The 24,543-nt window shown below is 59.6% G+C and carries 23 protein-coding genes; 9 read left to right on the top strand and 14 right to left on the bottom strand.

Annotated elements, in window-relative coordinates:
- Position 1: 1 nt before the first annotated feature.
- Both AWM69_RS13840 and glyA read right to left on the bottom strand, forming a co-directional pair.
- Positions 2 to 1,252 (bottom strand): sarcosine oxidase subunit beta, encoded by a 1,251-nt coding sequence (locus AWM69_RS13840; protein ID WP_048380847.1) that lies wholly within the window; start codon positions 1,250 to 1,252, stop codon positions 2 to 4.
- A gap of 22 nt (positions 1,253 to 1,274) precedes the next feature.
- Positions 1,275 to 2,528: a serine hydroxymethyltransferase gene (glyA, locus tag AWM69_RS13835; protein ID WP_131653364.1), complete on the bottom strand. Its 1,254-nt coding sequence runs from the start codon at positions 2,526 to 2,528 to the stop codon at positions 1,275 to 1,277.
- Positions 2,529 to 2,887: 359 nt separating this feature from the next.
- On the opposite strand from glyA, the gene AWM69_RS13830 reads away from it, so the two are divergent.
- Complete coding sequence (locus AWM69_RS13830; RefSeq protein WP_048380851.1) at positions 2,888 to 3,928, top strand: low specificity L-threonine aldolase; 1,041 nt, start codon at positions 2,888 to 2,890, stop codon at positions 3,926 to 3,928.
- Positions 3,929 to 4,075: 147 nt separating this feature from the next.
- Here the strand turns inward: AWM69_RS13830 and AWM69_RS13825 are convergent, their stop codons facing one another.
- From AWM69_RS13825 to gbcB, 3 genes are all read right to left on the bottom strand, one after another.
- Positions 4,076 to 4,378: a cell division protein ZapA gene (locus tag AWM69_RS13825; RefSeq protein WP_048380853.1), complete on the bottom strand. Its 303-nt coding sequence runs from the start codon at positions 4,376 to 4,378 to the stop codon at positions 4,076 to 4,078.
- Complete coding sequence (locus AWM69_RS13820; protein ID WP_131653365.1) at positions 4,375 to 4,605, bottom strand: hypothetical protein; 231 nt, start codon at positions 4,603 to 4,605, stop codon at positions 4,375 to 4,377. The genes AWM69_RS13825 and AWM69_RS13820 overlap by 4 nt, the downstream gene beginning before the upstream one ends.
- Before the next feature lie 146 nt (positions 4,606 to 4,751).
- Positions 4,752 to 5,852 carry a glycine-betaine demethylase subunit GbcB gene (gene gbcB / locus AWM69_RS13815; RefSeq protein WP_131653366.1) on the bottom strand — a complete coding sequence of 367 codons (1,101 nt, stop codon included), beginning with the start codon at positions 5,850 to 5,852 and terminating at the stop codon, positions 4,752 to 4,754.
- 282 nt (positions 5,853 to 6,134) lie between these two features.
- Between gbcB and gbcA the strand changes: the two genes are divergently transcribed.
- The gene (gene gbcA / locus AWM69_RS13810) at positions 6,135 to 7,427 is read left to right on the top strand and encodes a glycine-betaine demethylase subunit GbcA (protein ID WP_048380860.1); all 1,293 of its coding nucleotides are present in this window, start codon (positions 6,135 to 6,137) and stop codon (positions 7,425 to 7,427) included.
- A 17-nt stretch (positions 7,428 to 7,444) separates the two neighbouring features.
- On the opposite strand, the gene AWM69_RS13805 is transcribed toward gbcA, so the two are convergent.
- The 7 genes from AWM69_RS13805 to AWM69_RS13775 all read right to left on the bottom strand — a co-directional run bounded on the left by AWM69_RS13805 (position 7,445) and on the right by AWM69_RS13775 (position 16,516).
- Positions 7,445 to 8,017, bottom strand: coding sequence for a GNAT family N-acetyltransferase (locus AWM69_RS13805; protein ID WP_218727204.1), 573 nt, complete (start codon positions 8,015 to 8,017; stop codon positions 7,445 to 7,447).
- 527 nt (positions 8,018 to 8,544) lie between these two features.
- A complete protein-coding gene (locus AWM69_RS13800) occupies positions 8,545 to 9,315 on the bottom strand; it encodes an electron transfer flavoprotein subunit beta (protein ID WP_131653368.1) in 771 nt (256 codons plus the stop codon).
- A gap of 109 nt (positions 9,316 to 9,424) precedes the next feature.
- Entirely contained in the window at positions 9,425 to 10,687 is a 1,263-nt protein-coding gene (locus tag AWM69_RS13795; RefSeq protein WP_131653369.1) for an electron transfer flavoprotein subunit alpha/FixB family protein, read from the bottom strand.
- Positions 10,684 to 12,627 carry a dimethylglycine demethylation protein DgcB gene (gene dgcB / locus AWM69_RS13790; protein ID WP_218727203.1) on the bottom strand — a complete coding sequence of 648 codons (1,944 nt, stop codon included), beginning with the start codon at positions 12,625 to 12,627 and terminating at the stop codon, positions 10,684 to 10,686. Before dgcB ends, AWM69_RS13795 begins: the two co-directional genes overlap by 4 nt.
- A gap of 148 nt (positions 12,628 to 12,775) precedes the next feature.
- Positions 12,776 to 14,836, bottom strand: a complete 2,061-nt coding sequence (dgcA, locus tag AWM69_RS13785; RefSeq protein ID WP_131653371.1) for a dimethylglycine demethylation protein DgcA — start codon at positions 14,834 to 14,836, stop codon at positions 12,776 to 12,778.
- A 15-nt stretch (positions 14,837 to 14,851) separates the two neighbouring features.
- The gene (locus AWM69_RS13780; protein WP_048380870.1) at positions 14,852 to 15,382 is read right to left on the bottom strand and encodes a 4-vinyl reductase; all 531 of its coding nucleotides are present in this window, start codon (positions 15,380 to 15,382) and stop codon (positions 14,852 to 14,854) included.
- A gap of 156 nt (positions 15,383 to 15,538) precedes the next feature.
- Positions 15,539 to 16,516: a dipeptidase gene (locus AWM69_RS13775; RefSeq protein WP_131653372.1), complete on the bottom strand. Its 978-nt coding sequence runs from the start codon at positions 16,514 to 16,516 to the stop codon at positions 15,539 to 15,541.
- Positions 16,517 to 16,744: 228 nt separating this feature from the next.
- Here AWM69_RS13775 and AWM69_RS13770 point away from each other — a divergent pair, with 228 nt between their 5' ends.
- Both AWM69_RS13770 and AWM69_RS13765 read left to right on the top strand, forming a co-directional pair.
- On the top strand, positions 16,745 to 17,146 hold the full coding sequence (locus tag AWM69_RS13770) for a lysozyme inhibitor LprI family protein (RefSeq protein WP_218727201.1): 402 nt from the start codon (positions 16,745 to 16,747) through the stop codon (positions 17,144 to 17,146).
- Between the two features lie 37 nt (positions 17,147 to 17,183).
- The gene (locus AWM69_RS13765) at positions 17,184 to 17,600 is read left to right on the top strand and encodes a DUF3010 family protein (protein ID WP_218727199.1); all 417 of its coding nucleotides are present in this window, start codon (positions 17,184 to 17,186) and stop codon (positions 17,598 to 17,600) included.
- Between the two features lie 6 nt (positions 17,601 to 17,606).
- Here AWM69_RS13765 and AWM69_RS13760 read toward each other — a convergent pair whose 3' ends face one another.
- Positions 17,607 to 18,545, bottom strand: coding sequence for a GlxA family transcriptional regulator (locus AWM69_RS13760; protein WP_218727197.1), 939 nt, complete (start codon positions 18,543 to 18,545; stop codon positions 17,607 to 17,609).
- A 165-nt stretch (positions 18,546 to 18,710) separates the two neighbouring features.
- Between AWM69_RS13760 and AWM69_RS13755 the strand changes: the two genes are divergently transcribed.
- The 5 genes from AWM69_RS13755 to AWM69_RS13735 all read left to right on the top strand — a co-directional run bounded on the left by AWM69_RS13755 (position 18,711) and on the right by AWM69_RS13735 (position 22,684).
- A complete protein-coding gene (locus AWM69_RS13755; RefSeq protein WP_218727195.1) occupies positions 18,711 to 19,655 on the top strand; it encodes a choline ABC transporter substrate-binding protein in 945 nt (314 codons plus the stop codon).
- Between the two features lie 74 nt (positions 19,656 to 19,729).
- The gene (locus AWM69_RS13750) at positions 19,730 to 20,617 is read left to right on the top strand and encodes a 3-keto-5-aminohexanoate cleavage protein (RefSeq protein ID WP_131653376.1); all 888 of its coding nucleotides are present in this window, start codon (positions 19,730 to 19,732) and stop codon (positions 20,615 to 20,617) included.
- Between the two features lie 106 nt (positions 20,618 to 20,723).
- Positions 20,724 to 21,689, top strand: coding sequence for an L-carnitine dehydrogenase (locus tag AWM69_RS13745; protein WP_218727193.1), 966 nt, complete (start codon positions 20,724 to 20,726; stop codon positions 21,687 to 21,689).
- 19 nt (positions 21,690 to 21,708) lie between these two features.
- The gene (locus AWM69_RS13740) at positions 21,709 to 22,239 is read left to right on the top strand and encodes a thioesterase family protein (protein ID WP_218727191.1); all 531 of its coding nucleotides are present in this window, start codon (positions 21,709 to 21,711) and stop codon (positions 22,237 to 22,239) included.
- 187 nt (positions 22,240 to 22,426) lie between these two features.
- Positions 22,427 to 22,684: a hypothetical protein gene (locus tag AWM69_RS13735; protein WP_048380887.1), complete on the top strand. Its 258-nt coding sequence runs from the start codon at positions 22,427 to 22,429 to the stop codon at positions 22,682 to 22,684.
- A 155-nt stretch (positions 22,685 to 22,839) separates the two neighbouring features.
- Here the strand turns inward: AWM69_RS13735 and AWM69_RS13730 are convergent, their stop codons facing one another.
- Positions 22,840 to 23,943 carry a GlxA family transcriptional regulator gene (locus AWM69_RS13730; RefSeq protein ID WP_218727189.1) on the bottom strand — a complete coding sequence of 368 codons (1,104 nt, stop codon included), beginning with the start codon at positions 23,941 to 23,943 and terminating at the stop codon, positions 22,840 to 22,842.
- Between the last annotated feature and the right edge of the window lie 600 nt (positions 23,944 to 24,543).

Here is a 24,543-nt window from a genome sequence, read left to right as displayed (position 1 = left end):
GTTAGTGGGCGACGGCGGCTGCGCCGTGTTCGTCGATCAGGGCGCCGTTGTGGAAACGGTCGATGGAAAACGGTGCGGCCAGGGGATGCATTTCACCTTTGGCCAGGCTGGCGGCAAACACGTTGCCCGAGCCCGGAGTGGCCTTGAAGCCGCCCGTACCCCAACCGCAGTTGAAGAACAGGTTGGGTACCGGCGTTTTGGAGATGATCGGGCAGGCGTCTGGCGTGGTATCGACGATGCCGCCCCATTGACGGTTCATGCGCACGCGGGACAACACCGGGAACATCTCGACAATCGCTTGAACAGTGTGCTCGATCACCGGGTACGAACCGCGCTGGCCGTAGCCGTTGTAGCCGTCGATGCCGGCGCCGATCACCAGGTCGCCCTTGTCGGACTGGCTGATATAGCCGTGTACAGCGTTGGACATGATCACGCTGTCGATAATCGGTTTGATCGGCTCCGACACCAGCGCTTGCAGCGGGTGCGATTCGATGGGCAAGCGGAACCCCGCCTGACGCGCCATGTGCCCGGAGTTACCGGCCGTCACCACACCGACACGCTTGGCGCCGATAAAGCCTTTGCTGGTTTCAACGCCGATGCATACGCCGTTTTCTTTGCGAAAGCCCAGCACTTCGGTTTGCTGGATCAGGTCGACACCCAGCGCGTCCGCTGCCCGGGCAAAGCCCCAGGCCACGGCATCGTGGCGAGCAACGCCGCCACGGCGTTGTACGGTGGCGCCCATCACCGGATAACGGGTGTTTTTGGAGCAGTCCAGGTACGGAATTTCGTCCGCCACTTGCTGGGCATTCAGCAGCTCGCCGTCCACGCCATTGAGGCGGTTGGCGCTGACCCGGCGCTCCGAGTCACGAATGTCTTGCAGGGTATGGCACAGGTTGTACACGCCGCGCTGCGAGAACATGACGTTGTAGTTCAGGTCCTGAGACAGGCCCTCCCACAGTTTCATCGCGTGCTCGTACAGATGCGCCGACTCGTCCCACAAGTAGTTGGAGCGCACGATGGTGGTGTTGCGCGCCGTATTACCGCCGCCCAGCCAGCCTTTTTCGACCACCGCCACATTGGTGATGCCGTGCTCCTTTGCCAGGTAGTAGGCCGTCGCCAGCCCGTGCCCACCGCCGCCAACGATGACCACGTCGTAGACCTTTTTCGGGATCGGCGTACGCCACATCTTCTGCCAGTTTTCGTGGTGGCTGAGGGAGTGTTTGAAGAGGCCGAAGCCTGAATACCGTTGCATAGGATTTACTCCAAAACCGCTCTCAGCGATAAACCGGGAAGTCTTTGCACAGCGAAGTCACCTGGCGGGCAACGTCAGCTTCGATGTCGGCATCGCCGAGATGATCGAGGATGTCGCAGATCCAGCCAGCCAGCTCCGTGCATTGCGCCACTTTGAAGCCGCGTGAGGTCACCGCCGGGGTGCCGATACGCAGGCCGGAGGTAACGAAAGGTGATTGCGGATCGTTCGGCACAGCGTTTTTGTTGACGGTGATATGGGCACGACCCAGTGCAGCGTCGGCGTCTTTGCCGGTCAGGCCCTGGCGGATCAGGCTGACCAGGAACAGGTGATTGTCGGTACCGCCCGAGACCACGTCGTAACCGCGCTTGATAAACACCTCAGCCATGGCCTGGGCATTGTCGAGCACTTGTTGCTGGTAGGCTTTGAAGCCAGGCTCCAGGGCCTCCTTGAAGCACACCGCCTTGGCTGCAATCACGTGCATCAGCGGGCCGCCCTGACCACCCGGGAACACGGCCGAATTGAGCTTTTTCTCCAGCGCTTCGTTGGCCTTGGCCAGAATCAGGCCGCCACGCGGGCCGCGCAGGGTTTTGTGCGTGGTGGTGGTGACCACATCGGCATACGGCAGCGGGTTCGGGTACAGACCGGCAGCCACCAGGCCAGCGACGTGGGCCATGTCGACAAACAGATAGGCGCCGACTTTGTCAGCGATTTGGCGAAAACGCGGGAAATCGAGGATTTGCGAGTAGGCCGAGAACCCGGCAATGATCATTTTTGGCTGATGCTCAACGGCCAAACGCTCAACTTCGTCGTAATCGATGGTGCCGGTCGCGGTGTCGATGCCGTACTGCACGGCGTTATAGAGCTTGCCCGAGAAGCTGACACTGGCGCCGTGGGTCAAGTGGCCGCCATGGGCCAGGCTCATGCCCAGTACGGTATCGCCTGCGTTAAGCAAGGCCAGATAGACCGCGGCGTTGGCTTGGCTGCCGGAGTGCGGCTGCACGTTGGCGTAATCGGCACCGAACAGTTGCTTGGCGCGGTCGATGGCCAGTTGCTCCACTTTATCCACATGCTCGCAGCCACCGTAGTAGCGCTTGCCCGGGTAGCCTTCTGCGTATTTGTTAGTCAGACCACTGCCTTGAGCTTCCATGACGCGCTGGCTGGTGTAGTTCTCGGAGGCGATCAGCTCGATGTGATCTTCTTGACGCTGATCTTCGGCATTCATGGCCGCTAACAAGATGTCGTCGTAACCCTGAATCTGATCCTGCTTGCTGAACATTGCGTTCTCCCAGCGCCAGCGCGCCTTTGGTCTCGGTGAGGCGTGTGCCAGATGGCATGCCCTTTGAGCCAGATGGTAGGGCTGGAACGGGGGAAACAAATGCCTACGGACGCCACGCAATGGTGCGTTTACGACATGGCGCCTTTAGCCGCAGCAGAAGGCTGCGATAACGCTCACACGACGCCCTATAAAAGCCCCGCCCGCTGCGAGGTCGCTCGCAACCTGCAACAGTGGCTACAAGAGTCGTGTCGTTTGTGGACTATTATTTTGTAGGGCGTTTCCGCGCCTAAAGCCGTGTCTGTGCACCCGGAAGATTCTTGGATAAAGTGCACAGCATTCTTCGACCATGGAACCGGGAAATGACTGACAAGAGCCAACAATTCGCCAGCGACAACTACTCCGGTATCTGCCCTGAAGTCTGGAGCGCCATGGAACAGGCCAACGTCGGCCACCAACGCGCTTATGGCGAGGACGAGTGGACGCTGCGCGCTGCCAACGACTTCCGCAAACTGTTCGAAGCCGACTGCGAGGTGTACTTCGCCTTCAACGGCACCGCCGCCAACTCCCTGGCGCTGTCGTCACTGTGCCAGAGCTTCCACAGCGTGATCTGCTCGGAAACCGCCCACGTCGAAACCGATGAATGCGGCGCCCCGGAGTTCTTCTCCAACGGCTCGAAACTGCTGACCGCCCGCTCGGTAAACGGCAAGCTGACGCCCGATTCGATCCGCGAAATCGCCCTCAAACGCAAAGACATCCACTACCCGAAACCCCGTGTGGTGACCATTACCCAGGCCACTGAAGTGGGCAGCGTGTACCGTCCGGAAGAAATCCGGGCCATCAGTGCCACCTGCAAGGAGCTGGGCCTGAACCTGCACATGGACGGCGCGCGCTTTTCCAATGCCTGCGCCTACCTGGGCTGCTCGCCGGCAGACCTGACCTGGAAGGCCGGTGTCGACGTGCTGTGCTTTGGCGGTACGAAAAACGGTATGGCGGTGGGTGAAGCGATTCTGTTCTTCAACCATGACCTGGCCGTGGACTTTGATTACCGCTGCAAGCAGGCCGGGCAACTGGCTTCAAAAATGCGCTTTTTGTCTGCGCCCTGGGTGGGCTTGCTGGAAAACGACGCCTGGCTCAAGCACGCACGCCACGCGAACCATTGCGCCCAGTTGCTGAGCCAATTGGTGAGTGACATTCCGGGGGTTGAGCTGATGTTTCCGGTGGAGGCCAACGGTGTGTTTCTGCAGCTTTCGGAGCCGGCAGTGACCGCGTTGACAGCCAGGGGCTGGCGCTTCTACACCTTTATCGGCGACGGCGGCGCGCGCTTCATGTGCTCGTGGGACACCGCTGAGGCACGGGTTCGGGAATTGGCCGCGGATATTCGCGAAGTCATGGCGGGGTAAAAACAGCAGCGGCTACGGATTATCCGTAGCCGTTACCGAGTAGAACGAGACGAGGTCCGGCACTGGATTTTGATCCACCCGCCCTTCGGAGGCCGAATCCTGCGACTGCTTCGCAGCCGGGCGCGGCCTCGCTCCGCTCGACCGCTGCTACGATTGTCCGAGCGTTCGTTCAATCACATCGACCGTGGCGCTGACTTGCTCTTGATAACGGTCGAGTTCCTGTTTGTGACGCTGCTTGAGTTCAATCTGTTGCGAGCACAGATTCAACGCCGCCAGCACCAGCAATTTGTCCCCGATCAAGCTCGGGTACTTTCTTTTCGTATCGGCCAAGGCAACGTTCAACATCACCGATGCCGCCACCAGGGTTTTCTGCTCCCCTTCAGGCGCCTTGATCGAATAGTCGTTGCCCAGAATCGAGACGACTTTTATTCCGTCTCTGTCCGCGTTCATGCGTTGACAGGGCTCACGCTCGCGCGCTCAACCAGGGCTTGAATGCGGGCAGCAGTAGCGCCTTGCTTCTCTTCGTGTTCCATCAGGCTCAGTTGCAGGCTTTCGTTTTCGTCTTTGGCCTGGACCAGTTCAGCGTTCAGCGCCGTGTTGGCGTCCAACAGCTCTTGCTTTTGTTGAACCAGGTCGCTGACCAGTTGTTCCAGTTTGCTAAGGGATGATTCCATCATGGTGGTGATCTCAAGCAGTTTCAGAGGGCGCGTACGATAAAGAAAAGTCGGCAGCTAAGCTAGCGCCGACCTTGCTTTCAGACCCCTAAAGACTGTGGTTTCGGTGCTTTGTTCCCGAACACCGCACAGGCCAGCCCCTGCTGCTTTTAGAATTCGATACGCACATCGCCCTTGGGCACGCTGCAACACGAGAGAATATAGCCTTCTGCCACGTCTTCATCGGTGATGCCGCCGTTGTGCTCCATCTCGACTTCGCCGCCCAGCTTCAACACCTTGCAGGTGCCGCAAATCCCCATGCCGCAGGCTTTGGGGATGAGCAAGCCGAGTTTGGCGGCGGCCGCGTGTACGGTTTCGGCCGGGCCCACGCGGATACTCTTGCCCGATGCGGTGAATTCCACCTGGTTCAAGTCCGCCGCATCCAGCTCCGGCGCATCGGCCGCCTGCTCGGCTTGCTCCACGGCATCGGCCCGCGCTTCGGGTGGCGTCGCCCCGAAAGATTCTTCATGGTAGCGGCTCATGTCAAAACCGCTGCCTTCCAACAGGCGCTTGACGGCGCTCATGTAGGGCGTCGGCCCGCAACAAAACACTTCGCGTTCCAGGAAGTCCGGAGCCATCAGTTCCAGCATTTTGTGATTCAGATAACCGCGATAGCCGGCCCACGGCTCGCCCAACCCGTGCTTTTCACAAATCAGGTGCAGGCTGAAGTTATCGATGCGCGACGCCATATGCTCCAGCTCGCGGTGATAAATGATGTCTTTGGGCGAGCGCGCACTGTGGATAAACACCATGTCGACATTGGCGTTGGTGTCGTAAAACCAGCGCGCCATGGACATGACCGGGGTAATCCCGACGCCGCCGCTGAGATACAGCACTTTGGGGCTAGGCGCATCAATGGCGTTGAACAGCCCGACCGGGCCGTGAACCGCCAGCTCCTGCCCTTCGTGCAGGGTGTCGTGCAGCCAGTTGGACACGCGTCCGCCCGGAACACGCTTGATCGTCACCGAAAAACTGTAGGGCACCGATGGCGAGCTGGAGATGGTGTACGAGCGCATCACCGGAGAACCTTCAATTTCCAGCTCCAGGGTCACGAATTGCCCGGGCTTGAAAAAGAACAGGATCGGCTGGTCCGCCATAAAACAGAAGGTGCGCACATCCCAGGTTTCCTGAATGACTTTGACGCATCGCACGATGTGTCGGCCATTAGCCCAGGTCTGGGTGGTTACCGGATTAAGAAAGGTGTTGGACATGCGCTTCTCCACGGCCGACTGTTGGCCTCTTGGTGGCGATTTTGCGCATGCCCCGGGCCGACCACTTATCTATCCGCGACATTCACATACTTGTGGCAACCAGCCCCTGAAAACAGGGGCTCACGCGTCGGAATCAGATGGGGCCATGTCGCCCATGGATATGGCCCCGGCTTGCGACGAACGCACACTCAGCGCCATTCACCTGCAGTAATTATTTTGCCTTGCGTCGCACCCTGATCAGCCACTTTTAGGCCACACACGATGGCCATGAGGATTACAACGATGGACGTCACCACAACCCTGAGCCTGGGCGATCCACTGGAACCTGCACGCAAGGCTACGGCCGAGATGCTGCAAACCCGCGAGCGGACCTTTTCCCTGCCGCAGCCGTTTTATAACGACGAGCGCCTGTTTGAAATCGACATGCAGGAGATCTTCCATAAGGAGTGGCTAATCGCAGGCATGACCTGCGAGATCCCGACCAAGGGCAACTTCCTGACCCTGCAGGTGGGCAAAAACCCGATCATCGTGATTCGCGGGGCCGAAGGCCAGGTTCATGCCTTTCATAACGTGTGCCGACATCGCGGTTCGCGGTTGTGCACCACTGAAAAGGGCAAGGTGGCCAAGCTGGTGTGTCATTACCACCAGTGGACCTACGAGCTGGACGGGCGCCTGCTGTTTGCCGGTACCGAGATGGGCCCTGACTTCGATATGAAGCAATACGGCCTTAAACCGGTGAACGTCAAAACGGCGGGGGGGTACATTTTTATCAGCCTGGCCGAAAACCCGCCGGCCATCGACGAGTTCCTCGCCACACTCGACCACTACATGGAACCCTATGACATGGAAAACACCAAGGTGGCGATCCAGACCACCCTGGTAGAGAAGGCCAACTGGAAGCTGGTGCTTGAAAACAACCGCGAGTGCTACCACTGCAACGCGTCCCACCCTGAGCTGCTGAAAACTCTGCTGGAATGGGACGACGTTACCGACCCCCGCGCCGATCAGGCATTCAAGGATCACGTGGCCGCTTCGGCTGCTGCCTGGGACGCCGAGAAAATCCCTTATGCCCACGCCAGCTTCGGCCTGCGCAACCGTATCGTGCGCATGCCGCTGCTCAAGGGCACGGTATCGATGACCCTGGATGGCAAACAAGGCTGTGCAAAACTGATGGGGCGGATCAAGAACCCGGACCTGGGCTCGATGCGCATCCTGCACTTGCCGCATTCATGGAACCACTGCATGGGCGATCACATCATCGTGTTTACGGTGTGGCCAATCAGCGCCCAGGAAACTGTGGTCACCACCAAATGGCTGGTGCACAAGGATGCGGTGGAAGGTGTGGATTACGACGTGGAGCGCATGCGCGACGTCTGGGACGCCACCAACAATCAGGATCGCCGGCTGGCCGAAGAGAACCAGCGCGGCATCAACTCCACCGCGTACCAGCCAGGGCCGTACTCCCAGACCTATGAATTTGGTGTGGTCAACTTTGTGGACTGGTACAGCGAACGCCTGTTGAGCAACCTCGGGGCGGAGCCTGCTGCGTACCTTAAAGGGGTTGAGGCCCAGTAAACACTGAGCCAGATGCCTCAGCCCAGCGTGCAGAGCATCAAATACGCCTCACCCGTTACGCGTATCAACGGGTGGGGCGTGACCTGGCAGGTTTTGACAATTTCAAAGCCGTGACGCTCATAGAAGCGGCGCGCCCCGGTGTTCGCCTCATAGTCGATCAGGCTCAAGCCCGTCAGCCCCAGTTCACTGCAACGCTCCCGGGCGTGCTGCAGGAATTTCGCCCCCAGCCCCAGGTTTCGCCAGCCCTCGTGCAAGGCCAGGCTTGAGATATAAAGCGTGTCGGCAACTTCCATGTCGGCATAGGGCGCCAGCACCGGATCGGTCACAGGCTCGGCCTCCGGATCGTCACGCATGACGAAGCTGTGCATCATGCCGATCACCCGGCCTTCAGACTCGGCAATCAGGCAGTTTTCATACGAGAAGATCACGCCTTCGCGTGCATAGCGCATTTCGCCGACATCCAGCAGCGTCTGTCCCGGTTGCGCGATCAGGCTCCAGATATAGTCGGCGCAGCCCTCAGACGATATTTGAAACAGGCGAGCGATTTCACGCGCATCGTTGCGCACAGCCGGACGAAATAAAACGGTCATTCACTTTACTCCACAAGGCATTGGGCGCTCTTTTTAGCCCAGCCTCCTCAAGGGCGACAACTTGCAGGCGTACCACCTGTATATCAAGATGTTGCCAGCCACTGATCATTATTTGATCAAAGCTCTGCACCCCTGATAATCAAAGGGCCACAGCCCTCCGCTAACATCTTGTCCACAGGCACACCCACAGCAATTGTGGGGAAGTGGACAAGTTATCCCGGAAAGTGCATTTGATCGTTTTTTGTACAACACACTGTAAGCCACGTTGTACGTGGCTTGTAGGCAGCCGCGAACACCTTATCCACATATCCACCAACAGAGAATGTGCGCAACTTATGCACTGCCCGAACCTGCTGTGGAAAACCTCCTAAAGTGCCGATTATTCAGGGGTTTCAGGTTCTGGCCGTGGATAACGTGTTGAATTGAGCGTTTTTTGACCAGAAGCCCGTAAGCCCCGGTTTATATGGTTCTTAGCCGACAGCAAACAACTTATCCACATAAGCGCTAACAGACTTTGTGGGCAAGTGTCAGCGTACGACACCTTCTTCAATCAGCAGCTTCAAAATAGCCTGCGCGCCCTCTTCGGCACTCACGCCTTTCAGCACCTGACCCGACCCGCCAGCAGCCTTGGCTGTCGCGGCTTTCATCCGATCGGCACCGCTTTTGGCCTTGATCACTTTCAAACGCTTGGGCCGGGGTTTGGCCGGCTGCAGAAGTCCCGTTGTGGATAAGTCATCTGCGACCACCTCCACATCATCCACTTCGAGCATCCCTCGCGTGGCCGGGCCGTAAGCGCTTTGACGGGCCTTGGGAGCGGCGTTATCCACAGTGACCATGAACGGCAAACGCACCTTGAGCCGCCGCCGTTGACCACGCGGCAGGGCCTGGAGCACCAGCGCCACGTCGTTGTGGATAGATTCGATTTGCGCGACCCCCACCAGCAACGGCCAGCCCAACTGTTCGGCCAGCAAGTATGGGAGCATGCCCGAGCCTTCGCCGGTTTCGGCCTGGCTGCCTGTCAGCACCAGTTGCACGCCCGTCTCACGGATGTAATCGCGCAACACCGGCACCGCATCCGCGTCGCTCGGCTGTTCCAGAACGTGCAGGGCATCCAGGCCCATGCCCAGGTAAGCCCGCAATGCGGGTTCATGGGGATTGCCCGCATGCAGCACGTGCAAATCATCCCCGGCCAGCTGCAAGCCCAGCTCGACCGCACGCGCGTCGTGTTCTGCGCGACGGGCACGGCCTGAAGCCGGGTGAGCGCCGATGGATACCAGGGCAAGGGTGGCAATGGTCATGTGTCTCTCTCCAAATCAAAAGCCCCTCACCCTGGCCCTCTCCCTCTGAAAGGGGGGAGTGACCTGAGTGATTGCCGGAGCAACGGCCGACCGATAAATCGCGTCGGCTTTAACCATTGAATGCAACAGGAACCGGCGCACTCTCCCGCTGGGAGAGCCCGGGTGCCAGGGTGTCCTGGCGCCAGTTATCCACAGCGGTAATCAGCGCTTCGAGCACAGCGGAACCATCGCCGATCACCGAAAGATCCGCGCGCTTGATCATGTCGCACGCCGGATCCACGTTGATGGCCACCACCTTGTCGCAAGCGCCAATCCCTTGCAGGTGCTGAATCGCGCCACTGATACCGACCGCGACATAGACGCGTGCCGTGACCCAGATGCCGCTGGCGCCCACCTGCCGGTCGCGGGCCATGAAGCCGTCATCCACAGCCACCCGCGAGGCCCCTTCCGTGGCGCCCAGTGCTGCCGTAGCCCTGTGGAAAAGCGCCCAGTCCTTGATGCCGTTACCGCCACTGACAATGAACTCTGCTTCAGCCATGGGGATCGCTGACGGATCAACCTCCACCGCCCCCAGGTCCTCGATACGCGGTAAACACCTCGGCACGTCTGTGGATAACTCCACTATCCGGGCTTCATGGCGGGTATCGCTGACTGGTTCGGCACATTCAACCGCCGCCAGAATCACTTTGGTGACCGGCTGCGCCAAATCTTGCAACCCGGCACCGGCGCGGCCGATGCAGGTTCCATCCTTGACCTGCCATACCCGCGTCGCAGGCCGCTGGCCCTGGCTCGCCGCAAAGCGGCGGCCCAATTCCCCGCCGCCATAGCGGCTGTCAGGCAACAGCCAATGCTTGGGTGCAAACTGGTTATCCACAGCCCGCAAGCCGTGGACGCGCTGCTCCGGTGCATAACCCTCAAAGGCTTCCCCTTGCAGAATCAATAAGCGGTCGACACCTGCCGTGGCGAAGGCGGTTTCTTTTGGTTCGCCAAAGACCACCGCCAGCACCGCTCCGTCGGTGCCCGCCAATTGATGGGCCAACCCCAACAGATCGCGGTCGTGACTGCTCAAGCGACCGCCGACCATGTCCGGCACGACGCCGATATAGAACGCGGGCGCCAGCACCTCATGCAGCGGCAATTGCACGTGAGCGGCAACCGAACGCTTGCTGGTGCCTCCCTGCTGCGCGCCGCTGCGGTCTATCCGCTTGATACCGTTAGGGCCGATAAAGCCCACGCCGTGCACATTTTTGCGCAGTACACCGTTGGGCCCCATCCAGCTCTGCTGGCTCGGTTGCATCGCCGCGTGCAACGGGTGCAGGCGGTTGCGAGCGATCCACTCGGCCCGCGGATCGCGGCGAATAATGTCACTCATGCTGTCACCTCCGGGATGACGCGCCGCGCGGGTTTCGCGGGGGCTGCGTCTTCAATCAGGGCATCGGCCACCAGTTCGGCAATGTCTTTGATCAAGGGCCGGGGTTCGACCACACCTTCGAGCATGGCGGTGCATTGCGGACACCCGACAGCAACACGCTCGGCACCCGTTTCGCGAATATCCTCCATGCGCATATCGGGGATTCGCTGCTTTCCAGGAATATCGGTAATCGGCGCGCCACCGCCACCGCCGCAGCACCGGGAACGGAATCCGGAACGCTGCATCTCTTTCACATCGATACCCAATGCTCGCAATACCGCGCGCGGGGCCTCGTATTCACCGTTGTAGCGGCCCAGGTAGCACGGATCGTGATAGGTCACGCTACCGCCTGTGTCAGGGCTCAGATTCAACTCACCCGCACTGATCAGTTCGGCCATATACGTGCTGTGATGTTGCACCTCATAGTCGCCGCCCAGTGCGCCATATTCGTTTTTCAGGACGTGGAAACTGTGCGGGTCGCAGGTGACGATGCGGCCGAAACTGTACTGCGCCAGGGTCTGGATATTGCGCCGGGCCAAGGCTTGAAAGGTCGCTTCGTCGCCCAGACGTCGGGCCACATCACCGCTGTCACGCTCTTCGAGGCCAAGCACGGCAAAGTTGACCTTGGCCGCTTTCAGCACTTTGACGAAGGCACGCAAGGTGCGCTGGTTACGCATGTCGAAGGCGCCATCACCGACCCAGAACAGCACGTCCACCGAAGGCTTGTCGCGCATCAGGTCAAGGTTCAGATCCGCCGCCCAGTTCATCCGCCCGCCCGGGGCGAAACCGCCGGGGTTGTCGGTCGCGATCAGGTTGTCCAGCACCTGGGCGCCGTTGTTCGGCGTGGCGCCTTTTTCCAGGGTCAGAAAGCGTCGCATGTCGACGATGGCATCCACGTGCTCGATCATCATCGGGCACTCTTCGACACAGGCCCGGCAAGTGGTGCAGGACCAAAGCGTATCGGCGTCGACCAGACCGTTAACGATGGGTTGATGCGGGTTGCCACCGTGTTCGCCAATCGGTTTGCCCGGATACGGGCTGCCCGCAAAGTTCGCATCGGTACCGCCCGCGAGGCCGACCACCATGTCCTGGATCAGCTTTTTCGGGTTCAGCGGCTGTCCGGCAGCGAAGGCCGGGCAAGCGGCTTCGCACTTGCCGCATTGCACGCACGCATCGAAACCCAGCAGCTGGTTCCAGGTAAAGTCCTTGGGCTTTTCCACCCCCAACGGAGCCGTACGATCATTCAGGTCCAGAGCTTTCAAACCTGTCGAACGTCCCCCGCCAAAACGCTCGGCACGCCGGTGCCAGGCCAGATGCAGCGCCCCGGCAAAGGCGTGTTTCATCGGGCCGCCCCAGGTCATGCCGAAGAACAGTTCCGATACGCCCCACAACACGCCAACGCTCAACACCGCCGCCAGCATCCAGCCACCAAACCCTTCAGGCAGCACACCCGCCACCGGCAAGGTGAGGATGAAAAAGCTCACGGCGAACGCCATCAGGCTTTTTGGCAGGCGCATCCACGGCCCTTTGGACAAGCGGCTCGGCGGATTCAAACGCCGTTTGAACACAAACAGCGCACCGACAAACATCAACGCCGTGGCAAACAACAAGGCGTAGCCCAGGATGCGGCTCTGCAAACCCAGGCCGTGAACCAGCACCGCCAGCACCGCTGCCAGCACAAAGCCCCCGGCCGTGGCGACGTGGGTGTTGGCCATGTATTTGTCGCGGGCCACCACGTGGTGCAGGTCGACCATGTAGCGCTTGGGCATGGCCAGCAGGCCACCCAACAAATCAACCTTGGCCGGACGGCCACGACGCCACATCGCCATCCGCCGCAGGGCGCCAATGACGGCGAGCCCAAGGGCGGTGAACAACAGGACGGGAAGAACGATATTGAGCATGATGAAGCTCCCAAAAACCAGAGGCACGCAACCTGTAGCCATTGCTGCAGGCTGCGATAAGGTCCGAAGGACCTTCGCCTTTAAAACACGACCGCTTCACGCCCGATCGCAGCCTGCGGCAGCGGCTACAGGGTTCTCGAGTCCGGCATCAAAAATCCTTGCACAACCGCAGCGCGTCATAGATCGCGGCATGCACGTTGCGTTGCGCCACGCAGTCGCCAATGCGGAACAGTAAATACCCGTCCCCCGGCTCGCTCAGGCACGGCTGCGGCTTGATTGCGAACAGCGCTTCGACGTCGATCTGGCCCTTGTTGCGCGAATCCGGCTTGAGCTCGTAATACAGGGCTTCGTCCGGGCGCACGCCGTTTTCCACCACCACCTGATCCACCACCCGCTCTTCCTTGGCGCCGGTGTATTCGTTTTCGAGCACGGCGATGAGCTTGTCGCCCTCGCGGTAGACCTTCTCCAGCATCATGTCGCCGGTCATGATCACTTCTTTGGGATACAGGCTGCGGTAGTAAGTAGGGAATGAGGTCCCGCCTACGGCCACGCCGGGTTTGGTGTCGTCGGTGACGATCTCCACCTGGCTGCCTTTATCGGCCATGAAGTCCGCCACCGACATGCCGGTGAACTCACAAATGGTGTCGTACACCAGCACGTTTTTGCCCGGTGCAACCTTGCCGTCGAGCACGTCCCAGCTGCTGACCACCAAGCCTTCAGCGGCTCCCCAATGTTCGTTCTGCTCGATAAACGAATGCCCGCCCACCGCCAGCACCACCACGTCCGGACGCAAGTCCCGAATGGTCGCCGCATCGGCTGCGGTGCCCAGGCGCAGGTCCACTTTCAGGCGGGCCAGTTCCAGCTGGAACCAGCGGGTGATGCCGGCCATCTGATCGCGCTGCGGCGCCTTGGCAGCCAGGCTGATCTGCCCGCCAATGGCCTCCCTTTTCTCGAACAGGGTGACGTCATGCCCACGCTCGGCGGCCACACGAGCCGCTTCCATGCCGGCCGGGCCCGCACCAACTACCACCACCTTGCGTTTTACCCCGGTGGTTTTTTCGATGATGTGCGGCACCCCCATGTATTCACGGGAGGTGGCGGCGTTTTGAATGCACAGTACATCCAGCCCTTGGTATTGGCGGTCAATGCAGTAGTTGGCCCCTACGCACTGTTTGATCTGGTCAACCTGGCCCATTTTGATTTTGGCGATCAGGTGCGGATCGGCTATGTGGGCGCGGGTCATGCCCACCATATCCACGTAACCACCCTCCAGAATCCGCGTGGCCTGGTTCGGGTCCTTGATGTTTTGCGCATGCAGCACTGGCGCCTTGACCACTTCCTTGATCCCGGCCGCCAGATGCAAAAACGGCTCCGGTGGATAACTCATGTTCGGGATCACGTTGGCCAGGGTGTTGTGGGTGTCACACCCCGAACCGACCACCCCGATAAAGTCGAGCAGACCGGTGTCGTCGTAGTACTTGGCGATCTGCTTCATGTCTTCGTGGCTCAAGCCATCGGGATGGAACTCGTCGCCGCACAGGCGAATCCCGACGCAGAAGTCCGGGCCGACTTCAGCCCGCACGGCCTTGAGCACTTCGAGGCCAAAACGCATGCGGTTCTCAAACGTGCCGCCCCATTCATCGGTACGCTTGTTGACCCGCGGGCTCCAGAACTGGTCGATCATGTGCTGGTGCACTGCCGACAGTTCCACCCCGTCCAGGCCGCCGGCCTTGGCACGTCCGGCTGCGCTGGCGTAGTTGCCGATGATGCGCCAGATTTCTTCGGGCTCGATGGTCTTGCACGTGGCGCGGTGCACCGGCTCACGTACCCCGGACGGCGACAGCAGGGTCGGCCAGTTGAAACCGTCCCACCGCGAACGACGGCCCATGTGGGTAATCTGAATCATGATTTTGGCGCCATGCTTGTGCATGGCATCGGCCAGATTCTGAAAATGCGGAATGATGCGATCGGTACTCAGGTTGACCGAACTCCACCATTCCTGGGGGCTGTCGATGGCCACCACCGACGAACCGCCGCAAATCGCCAGGCCAATACCGCCCTTGGCCTTTTCTTCGTAGTACTGCACATAGCGCTCGGTGGTCATGCCACCGTCCGTGGCATACACCTCGGCATGGGCAGTGCTGAGCACACGGTTGCGGATGGTCAGTTTGCCGATTTGAATCGGCTCAAACATTGCTTCGAATGCCATATCCCGATCCTCGACTTACAACGGTTTGACGATGAACAGGCCGTCATCGTGGCCTTCTTCAGATCCGCCGTAGACCTGTTCGGCACGGGTGCGAAGCTGACTGCCGCGGGCCTGCAGAATCTGATCCATGGCGCCGGCAAACCAACCGGTAAACATGTAGTCGACCTTGCGCCCGACCTTGCCGTACACATACACAAACGCTGAATGCTCGAGCGTGACGCTGGCGGTGCCTTTATCGAGGTCGATGTCCTGGATCTTGAACAGGCCCCAGCCGCGTTGCGACAGGCGCTTCATGTAATGCTCGAACACCGCGACGCCTTCCAGGCCGTGGCATTCAGCTTCTTTTTCACACCAGTGCCAGGCGGATTTGTAGCCAGCCTTGTAAAGGATTTCGGCGTAGGCGTCAGCGCCCAGCACCTCTTCGATGCCCATGTGGTTATTGACGAAAAAGTGCCGGGGTACGTAAAGCATCGGCAAGGCATCAGAGGTCCAGATACCGGTTTCGCTGTCGACTTCGATAGGCAATTGCGGGGCGATTTTAGCCATGAAACAAAACTCCAAAAAAAATTGTTATGTCGTAGCAGCTGTCGAGCTTTAGCGAGGCTGCGTCGCGTGTCCGCAGGACAGCCCTCTGGGGCCGCTTCGCGGCCCAACGCCGCCTCGTTCCTCGGCAGCTGCTACGGTTTTTTATTTAGCGGTGGCTTACTCGCCCCAAACATCCTTGAGGACGTTGACCCAGTTTTCGCCCATGATCTTGCGCACCACACGCTCGGGGTGGCCGCGCTTGAGCAGGGTTTCGGTGAGGTTGGGGAACTCGCCCACGGTGCGGATGCCCAGCGGGTTGATGATCTTGCCGAAGCTGGTCAGACGGCGGGCATAACCCTTGTCATGGGTCAGCATTTCGAAAAAGTCCTGGCCATGGCCCTGAGTGAAATCAGTGCCGATACCAATGGCATCTTCACCCACAATGTTCATGGTGTATTCGATGGCTTCGGCGTAGTCATCGATGGTGGAGTCGATGCCTTTGGCCAGAAACGGCGCGAACATGGTCACGCCGACAAAACCGCCGTGGTCGGCAATGAATTTGAGCTCAGCGTCGGATTTGTTGCGCGGGTGTTCTTTGAGGCCGGACGGCAGGCAATGCGAATAGCAGACCGGTTTTTTCGATTCGAGGATCACCTCTTCCGAGGTTTTTGAACCCACGTGGGACAGGTCGCACATGATCCCGACGCGGTTCATTTCGGCCACGACTTCGCGGCCAAACCCGGAGAGCCCGCCGTCACGTTCGTAGCAGCCGGTACCCACCAGATTCTGCGTGTTGTAGCACATCTGCACCACGCCCACGCCCAGCTGCTTGAAGATCTCGATATAGCCCAACTGGTCTTCGAAGGCGTGGGCATTCTGGAAGCCGAAAATGATGCCGGTTTTGCCCAGCTCCTTGGCCCGACGGATGTCAGCGGTGGTCTTGACCGCAATCACCAGGTCGCTGTTGTCGCGAATCAGGGTCTGGCTGGCAACGATGTTATTAATGGTGGCCTGAAAACCTTCCCATACCGACACCGTGCAATTGGCTGCGGTCAGGCCGCCTTTGCGCATGTCTTCAAACAGTTCACGGTTCCATTTGGCAATGATCAGCCCGTCGATAACGATGCTGTCGGCGTGCAATTCGGCTGGGCTCATCAGGCGTCCCCTTATTGGCGATGGCTGCGCCGAATCGTCTGCCGGCGCTTTGGGGCCAGCATAGGCTTGGGGTTAAAAACAGCCGGGTGCAAAAGCGACAGCGCAATTGCCGAAAGCGTCAATCCACGACAATGCAGGCATGCGCCAGGTAATGGCCTATGCTGCGTGGCTGTTCTTTGGCCGATGCTTAAGCCAGAATCCCTCCCTTCTATGGATTAGGAAGCCGCAATGAAATCGATTCTCCTGGCCCTGGCGTTGATCTCCAGTGGCGTCCACGCAGCCGATGATGGCGATTACAACCCGTGTGATGCGGTAGAAAACGACAAGCAAACCCTGGCGTGTTCGGAGTACAGCAGAAGTGCTGCCGAGCAATTGCTGATCGAAAATTACCAGTCCCTGCAAGCGCGCATGACTCAGCTGTACGGCGAAAATCCGACCCAGCTCAATAACATCACCAGCAAAATCAAAACGGCTCAGGCGTTGTGGCTGCACCAGCGTGATGCCGATTGCGCGATTGTGGTGTTCCCGAACACGGCAGGCACCCAGGCATTCTCCATTGCCCAAAATGACTGCATCGCACGCGTCAGCGACGACCGTTCGGAATTCCTGGAGTCCATCGGCCAGGAATAACCCCCCGCTCCCAGTGAGCTGCATTTCCAGGATTTTTATGACTATTTGCGGTATCGAAATCAAAGGCAGCGAAGCCATCTTCGCCCTGGCCACCCAAGGCGCAGGCGGTCTTGAGCATCTGGCCATCGCCACCAAGAAAATCGCCCTCGACGACGATGAAGACGCTGCCAGCGTCAAAGCCTTCGCCGCCGCCCTCGCAGCGTTCGTGAAGGCTAATGCCATCACCCGCATTGCGATCAAAAAGCGCAGCAAAAAAGGCGAATTCGCCGGCGGTCCGACAACCTTCAAGATCGAAGGCATTCTCCAGTTGCTGGATGACTGCGAGGTGCAACTACTGTCGCCGCAGACCCTCAACGCCCAGTTCAAAAAACACGCGTTCGACCTCCCGGCCTCACTGAACAAGTATCAGCATGAAGCGTTCAAGGCAGCCTGTGCGGCACTGCTCAAAAAATAACCACTGCTAACCTGGCACCCGGTCCTGGCTTGGCGCGCAGTCAAATCGCGCACGGTAACTGCGGGTGAAGTAGGACGGGGACTCGAAGCCACAGGCAATACTGATGTCGAGCACACTCATGTCGGTCTGACGTAACAGCTGGCGGGCTTTTTCCAGGCGCAGGCCGAGGTAGAAGTTGCGTGGCGTGTCGTTAAGATGCAGGCGGAACAGCCGCTCCAGCTGGCGCCGAGTGACACTGATGCCCTGTGCCAATTGCGAGGTGCTCAGGGGCGGCTCGGTGTGTTGCTCCATCTCTCCGATCACCTGCACCAGCTTCTTGTTGTGCGTCCCGTAACGCGTGGCGACTTGCATGCGCTGGTGGTCCTTACGCGGACGGATACGTCCCAGCACGAACTGCTCGGAGACTTGTATCGCCAGTTCGGGACCGCAAGCCTGGGCGATCAGGTCCAGCATCAAATCGATCGACGCCGTGCCACCCGCACAGGTGATGCGCTGGCGATCAATCTCGAACAGTTCCTGGGTCACCTGCAACTGCGGGAAGGACTCCTTGAACGCCTCCAGCGCTTCCCAGTGCAGGGTCAGTCGATGGCCGTCGAGTACACCCGCCTGCGCCAGCACAAAGCTGCCCGTGTCGATGCCACCGAGCGTCACACCCTCACTGGCCAGGCGTCGTAGCCAGTGCTTCAAGGCGGGAGTCATATGGGCCAGCGGGTCGAAGCCGGCCACCACCAACAGCGTCGCGCCGGCGTTCAGCACTTCCAGCCCGGCCTCGGCATTCACGGACATGCCATTGCTTGCCAGCACGGCACCCCCGTCGCAACTGAGCACGTGCCAACGGTACAACTCACCGCGAAAACGGTTGGCCACGCGCAGAGGTTCTATCGCAGAAATAAAGCCCAATGACGAAAAACCGGGCATCAACAGAAAGTAAAAATCCTGGGGCATGGCAGTGCTCGCAGATTCAGGGTCGCTGGATTGAAACACACTCGGGTCGCTGCAGTGCAAAAGCCGGTCGCCCCAGTGCGGTTATAAGGTACGCGGCCTGCGTACCTTGGCATCACGGCGCACAAAGACGCCGGATCCCCAATAACAACCTGCCGAGGCCTCCCCATGAAGCGACTGATCAGCTGTTGCCTGTTAGCACTCAGCGCCACGCCGTTACTCAGCCCCCACGTATTCGCCGCAGAAGATGCATCCTGCAAAAACGTGCGCATGGGTGTCGTCAACTGGACCGATGTGATCGCCACCAGCGCCATGGCACAAACCCTGCTCGACGGTCTCGGCTATAAAACCAAACAAACCAGCGCCTCTCAGCAAATCATCTTCGCCGGGATGCGCGATAACCGGCTGGACCTGTTCCTGGGCTACTGGAACCCGACCATGAACGCAAGCATCGCCCCCTTTATAGCCGCCAAACAGGTCACGGTGCTGCCAGAGCCCAGCCTCAAGGACGCCAAGGCCACGCTCGCCGTGCCGACGTATCTGGCCGACAAGGGCCTGAAAACCTTTGCGGACATCGCCCGATTCGAGAAAGAGCTGGGCGGCAAGATCTACGGCATCGAACCCGGCTCCGGAGCCAATACCCAGATCAAGGCGATGATTGATAAAAACCGGTTTGGCCTGGGCAAATTCCAATTGGTGGAATCCAGCGAAGCCGGGATGCTCTCGGCGGTCGCCCGCGCAGTTAAACGCAACGAACCCATCGTGTTTTTCGGCTGGGCACCGCACCCGATGAATATCCAGCAGGACATGACCTACCTCAGCGGCAGCGAAGATGCATTGGGCCCGAACGAAGGCCAGGCTTCGGTCTGGACCGTCACCATGCCGGACTACGGCAGTCGCTGCCCGAACGTCAGCCGTTTGCTGAGCAACCTGACGTTCAGCGCCGAAGACGAGAGCCGCATGATGCAGCCGCTGCTGGATCACCAGGACGCTCAAGCCTCTGCCCGCCAGTGGCTCAAGGATCATCCGCAAGACCAGCAGCGCTGGCTCGAAGGTGTCACCACAGTGGATGGCAAACCGGCCGCAGAACACCTGAAACTCAGCACTCAATAATCCAGTACCGAGCCCACATGCCGCCGCCCGCAAGGGCCGCGCAGTGGCGCTCTACGCGCTAAGGAAAATGCCCCATGAACCACGACGTCATCATCACCTGTGCACTCACCGGTGCCGGCGACACCTCTGGCCGCAGCCACCTGGTGCCGATCACCCCCAAGCAAATTGCCGACGCCGCCGTGGAGGCCGCCAAAGCCGGGGCCACGGTGGTGCATTGCCACGTACGCGATCCAGAAACCGGTCAGTTCAGCCGTGATGTGGCGCTGTACCGGGAACTGATGGAGCGTATCCGCGAGGCCGACATCGACATCATCGTCAACCTCACAGCCGGCATGGGCGGCGACTTGCACATTGGCCCTGGCGAAAATCCGATGGCGTTTGGTCCCAACACCGACCTGGTCGGGCCGCTGACCCGTCTGGCGCATGTCGAAGCGTTGCTGCCTGAAATCTGCACCCTGGATTGCGGCACCCTGAACTTTGGCGACGGCGACACCATTTATGTGTCTACGCCGGCACAACTGCGCGCTGGCGCCAAGCGTATCCAGGAGCTGGGGGTAAAAGCCGAGCTGGAAATTTTCGACACCGGCCACCTCTGGTTTGCCAAACAAATGATCAAGGAAGGCCTGCTCGACGATCCACTGTTCCAGCTGTGCCTGGGCATTCCGTGGGGGGCGCCGGCAGACACCACCAGCATGAAGGCTATGGTCGACAACCTGCCGGCCAATGCAGTGTGGGCCGGGTTTGGCATCGGTCGCATGCAAATGCCAATGGCAGCACAGGCGGTACTGCTGGGCGGCAACGTGCGGGTCGGGCTGGAAGACAACCTGTGGCTGGACCGCGGTGTATTGGCCACGAACGGTCAACTGGTCGAGCGCGCCACCGAGATCCTCAGCCGCCTCGGCTCACGCGTACTCACCCCGGCCGAAGGGCGGGTAAAGATGGGCCTTAAAGAACGCCGCTGATGCACGCCGCCTTGCCCTCTGTCCTGGCTGACTCGCGGTGTTGTTGGGTCCGCAGACCAGGATGAGGGGCATTTGATGTTTACCCCCTTTTATTCAGGATTTTCCCATGACCTTCATCACCCACATCAAAACCTTCGCCGCGCTTGGCAGCGGTGTCATCGGCAGCGGCTGGATCGCCCGCGCACTGGCCCACGGGCTGGATGTGGTGGCTTGGGACCCGGCTCCTGGAGCCGAGGCCGCCTTGCGCAAGCGTGTGGCCAAGGCCTGGCCGGCACTGGAGAAAAGCGGTCTGAGCCAAGGCGCCTCGCAGACCCGGCTGCGCTTTGTCAGCACCATTGAAGAATGCGTACGCGATGCCGATTTCATTCAGGAAAGCGCTCCGGAACGACTCGATCTCAAGCTCACGCTGCACAGCCAGATCAGTGCTGCGGCCAAGCCCCGGGCCCTGATTGCGTCCAGCACCTCAGGGCTGCTGCCCAGCGAGTTCTATGAAACCGCCACGCATCCTGAGCGCTGCATTGTCGGTCACCCGTTCAACCCGGTGTATTTGCTGCCACTGGTCGAAGTCGTCGGCGGTCAAAAAACCGCGCCCGAGGCGATTCAGGCGGCGATCCAGGTCTATCAGTCCCTGGGCATGCGCCCGCTGCATGTGCGCAAGGAAGTGCCTGGGTTTATCGCCGATCGTTTGCTCGAGGCGTTGTGGCGAGAAGCCTTGCACCTGGTCAATGACGGCGTGGCCACCACCGGCGAGATCGATGATGCGATCCGCTTTGGTGCCGGGTTGCGCTGGTCGTTCATGGGCACCTTCATGACCTACACCCTGGCAGGCGGAGATGCGGGCATGCGTCATTTCATGAACCAGTTCGGTCCGGCCCTGCAATTGCCCTGGACGTATCTGCCCGCCCCCGAGCTGACCGAAAAACTGGTTGATGACGTAGTGGAAGGCACCTGTGAACAATTGGGAAGCCATAGCATTGCCGCGCTGGAAAGCTATCGTGATGATTGCCTGCTGGCCGTCATGGAGGCCATAAACGCCACCAAACTCAAACATGGCATCGCCCTTCACGACTGATCGAACACCGAGGTTCACCATGTCCGCACTCAACACCTACAGCACACCGATCCTTGAAGAGTGGGTCGATTACAACGGGCATCTACGGGATGCGTTTTACCTGCTGATTTTCAGCTATGCCACCGATGCCCTGATGGACCGCCTGGGACTGGACAGCCAGAGCCGCGAGGCCAGCGGTCATTCGCTGTTCACCCTGGAGCTGCACATGAACTACCTGCACGAAGTGAAGCTCGGCGCTCAGGTTGAGGTCCGCACCCAACTCATCGACCACGATAAAAAACGCCTGCATCTCTATCACAGCCTGCACCTGGCCGGTGATGAGCAGACCCTCGCCGGCAACGAACAAATGCTGCTGCACGTCGACCTCGCCGGGCCACATTCAGCCCCGTTCAGCGAACACACGCTGGCGCTGCTGCAAGCGATCGAAATCCAGCAACGCACTTTGCCCAAGCCGGCATATGTCGGCCGTGTGATCGGTTTGCCAAAGGCGCCTGAACATGAAAAAAGCCCCGAACCTGCCGTGACAGATCCGGGGCTAAAAGTGTTGTGATGCCGAGAGGTGACCAAACCATCGACCGTGTTGCTGAGGCCAGTTTGCCCAGCCCGGCTGAGACTGACTTAGCCGAAAACGACCTGTGTTTAGGCAAACCGGACATTACGCAAAACCTCGCTTGATCCCTTGCCCAAGGCCTACCAGAATCAAACTTCAATCGCGCCTCGAAAAAAGGATAAAAACCATGATGCACGCGGATTTGGTTGATGAGCAGGATCTGTTGAGCCAGCTGCGCTCGCTGGGCTTTGACGTGTCGGGCACCGCAGAACAAGCCTGCACCGCCGCCGTGTGCGGATTGAATGACACCAATGCCCGTGCGCTCAAGGGACTGGTCGAAAAACTCTACACCGGCAGCGCGACCATCCTGCCGGCCGTGCGCCAGGCCATTGATCAGCAACTGCTGCCCGGGCTGGCGCAATTCAAGCAGAGCAAAACAGCCTGAACAGAGCGGCTACGGATCCCCTTCGTAGCCGCTGCCGCTGCCGCAGACGGCGACAAGGGCCGAAGAACCTTCAAAACCCGTTGCTGCGACAGCGTCCGGGCTTTTGTACCGGGGGCCTCACGGCATGGAGCCGTGACCCGGCAACTGGATAGGCTCTACAACCTCACACTGGCAAAGGTCGACTCGTTGCGTGCCTGGTTCAAGGCAGACATCGGCCCGGCCAATGGGGTCATTAGCAACGACTGCGGAATTGGGACCAGGGTGGTCTGCTGTGCGGTATTGGAACCTACGCGCTCATCCCGTGGCGGGATGCCGAAGTATTCGCGGTAACACTTCGAAAAGTGCGGGGTCGACACAAAGCCGCAGACCGCTGCCACTTCAATGATCGACATGGGTGTTTGCTTGAGCAATTGCCGTGCCCGCACCAGTCGCAACTTGAGGTAGTAGCGCGACGGTGAGCAGTGCAAGTATTTCTGAAACAGCCGCTCCAGCTGACGTCGTGACACCGCGACGTACACCGCCAGTTCGTCGAGGTCGATGGGCTCCTCGAGGTTGGCCTCCATCAACGCAACGATTTCCTGCAATTTAGGCTGGTTAGTGCCGAGCATGTGCTTGAGGGGGACCCGCTGGTGATCCTGCTCGTTACGAATGCGCTCATAGACGAACATCTCAGAAATGGCTGCCGACAACTCGCGACCATGATCACGGCTGATCAGGTGCAGCATCATGTCCAGCGGTGCAGTGCCGCCCGAACTGGTGAATCGGCTGCGATCCAGAGTGAACAGGCGCGTGCTCATGGATACCCGCGGGAAGGCTTCCTGCATGGAGGCCAGACACTCCCAATGCACGCTGCAATCAAAACCGTCGAGTAAACCTGCGTAGGCCAACGCCCAGCTGCCGGTACAGACTGCACCCAAGCGACGGGACTGACGCGCCTGGCTCTGCAGCCATGACACATGTTCGCGACTGACGGTGCGTTGAATGCCAACACCTCCACAGACAATCACCATGTCCAGCACCGGAGCCTTGTACATGCTGGCATCGGGGGTCACTTGCAGGCCATCACTGGCCCAGACCTGGCTGCCATCAGCGCTGAGGGTGCTCCATCGGTACAACTCGCGGCCGGACAACTGATTGGCCATGCGCAAGGGTTCTATCGCAGACGCCAGGGAAATGAGTGTGAAATTGTCCAGCAGCAAAAAACCGATGGATTGAGGCGCACGGTTCTGGGGTTGGGCCCCGGAGTTGAACGACGTCATCGCAGTATCTCCTCACACAAAGCAGGTGTTGGCCTCAGGCTCAGGCTCTTGTTATCGCCCTGTTTGTACGGGGCTTTACGATGACAACGCAAACCTCATGCCTAAACTTGAATGCGCATTCAAAAAATTCTGAAAACGACGTCGCTATGCGTCTAGACAGGCCATGCCTAAATGCTCGACAAACAGGCTCAACCCTGCGTGCATGCCGTCTACCCCGCTGCTGTTGAGCACATTGGTATCACTTGTGGGAAGCGTGTAGGAATCTGGTACTGAGCAGTGTCACCGAAAGCACAGGTCGCGTGAGATGTGCGCCACAAAAATCCGTCGCGCACTAAAAAAGTGCAAGCTCGCGCTTACAACTCCAACACGCTCGCCGTTAACCCGCTCTGGGAAGTTTCTTTGTGTTTACTGCGCTTCGCACGAGTCTCTCGGAATGAATCTGGACTCATCAGAGTAGGACACGTCCGGATTTCTTTGGCGATGATCTACACCGGGGGGTGGGCTGTTAGGGTCGCGGCATTCGACCCGGAGCCCGCCCATGACTCAGTGCTTCAAAGACCATCCCAGCGACACTCAGCGCCTGTTTCACAACACCTTGCC

It is taken from the genome of Pseudomonas sp. D1HM (genome assembly GCF_019266105.1).
GTDB lineage: Bacteria > Pseudomonadota > Gammaproteobacteria > Pseudomonadales > Pseudomonadaceae > Aquipseudomonas > Aquipseudomonas taetrolens.
Note: the sequence above shows the minus strand (reverse complement) of the source record. Positions and strands in the feature narration are given on the sequence as shown.

Excerpts from the sequence above, each read along its gene's own strand:
- AWM69_RS13765 (WP_218727199.1), top strand. The coding sequence starts at position 17,184 with ATGACTATTTGCGGTATCGAAATCAAAGGCAGCGAAGCCATCTTCGCC.
- AWM69_RS13730 (WP_218727189.1), bottom strand. The coding sequence starts at position 23,943 with ATGACGTCGTTCAACTCCGGGGCCCAACCCCAGAACCGTGCGCCTCAA.
- AWM69_RS13820 (WP_131653365.1), bottom strand. The coding sequence starts at position 4,605 with ATGATGGAATCATCCCTTAGCAAACTGGAACAACTGGTCAGCGACCTG.
- AWM69_RS13745 (WP_218727193.1), top strand. The coding sequence starts at position 20,724 with ATGACCTTCATCACCCACATCAAAACCTTCGCCGCGCTTGGCAGCGGT.
- AWM69_RS13780 (WP_048380870.1), bottom strand. The coding sequence starts at position 15,382 with ATGGCTAAAATCGCCCCGCAATTGCCTATCGAAGTCGACAGCGAAACC.
- dgcB (WP_218727203.1), bottom strand. The coding sequence starts at position 12,627 with ATGCTCAATATCGTTCTTCCCGTCCTGTTGTTCACCGCCCTTGGGCTC.
- AWM69_RS13755 (WP_218727195.1), top strand. The coding sequence starts at position 18,711 with ATGAAGCGACTGATCAGCTGTTGCCTGTTAGCACTCAGCGCCACGCCG.
- AWM69_RS13775 (WP_131653372.1), bottom strand. The coding sequence starts at position 16,516 with ATGAGCCCAGCCGAATTGCACGCCGACAGCATCGTTATCGACGGGCTG.
- gbcB (WP_131653366.1), bottom strand. The coding sequence starts at position 5,852 with ATGTCCAACACCTTTCTTAATCCGGTAACCACCCAGACCTGGGCTAAT.
- AWM69_RS13760 (WP_218727197.1), bottom strand. The coding sequence starts at position 18,545 with ATGCCCCAGGATTTTTACTTTCTGTTGATGCCCGGTTTTTCGTCATTG.
- AWM69_RS13740 (WP_218727191.1), top strand. The coding sequence starts at position 21,709 with ATGTCCGCACTCAACACCTACAGCACACCGATCCTTGAAGAGTGGGTC.
- AWM69_RS13825 (WP_048380853.1), bottom strand. The coding sequence starts at position 4,378 with ATGAACGCGGACAGAGACGGAATAAAAGTCGTCTCGATTCTGGGCAAC.
- AWM69_RS13800 (WP_131653368.1), bottom strand. The coding sequence starts at position 9,315 with ATGACCATTGCCACCCTTGCCCTGGTATCCATCGGCGCTCACCCGGCT.
- AWM69_RS13735 (WP_048380887.1), top strand. The coding sequence starts at position 22,427 with ATGATGCACGCGGATTTGGTTGATGAGCAGGATCTGTTGAGCCAGCTG.
- glyA (WP_131653364.1), bottom strand. The coding sequence starts at position 2,528 with ATGTTCAGCAAGCAGGATCAGATTCAGGGTTACGACGACATCTTGTTA.
- gbcA (WP_048380860.1), top strand. The coding sequence starts at position 6,135 with ATGGACGTCACCACAACCCTGAGCCTGGGCGATCCACTGGAACCTGCA.
- AWM69_RS13840 (WP_048380847.1), bottom strand. The coding sequence starts at position 1,252 with ATGCAACGGTATTCAGGCTTCGGCCTCTTCAAACACTCCCTCAGCCAC.
- AWM69_RS13795 (WP_131653369.1), bottom strand. The coding sequence starts at position 10,687 with ATGAGTGACATTATTCGCCGCGATCCGCGGGCCGAGTGGATCGCTCGC.
- AWM69_RS13830 (WP_048380851.1), top strand. The coding sequence starts at position 2,888 with ATGACTGACAAGAGCCAACAATTCGCCAGCGACAACTACTCCGGTATC.
- dgcA (WP_131653371.1), bottom strand. The coding sequence starts at position 14,836 with ATGGCATTCGAAGCAATGTTTGAGCCGATTCAAATCGGCAAACTGACC.
- AWM69_RS13770 (WP_218727201.1), top strand. The coding sequence starts at position 16,745 with ATGAAATCGATTCTCCTGGCCCTGGCGTTGATCTCCAGTGGCGTCCAC.
- AWM69_RS13805 (WP_218727204.1), bottom strand. The coding sequence starts at position 8,017 with ATGACCGTTTTATTTCGTCCGGCTGTGCGCAACGATGCGCGTGAAATC.
- AWM69_RS13750 (WP_131653376.1), top strand. The coding sequence starts at position 19,730 with ATGAACCACGACGTCATCATCACCTGTGCACTCACCGGTGCCGGCGAC.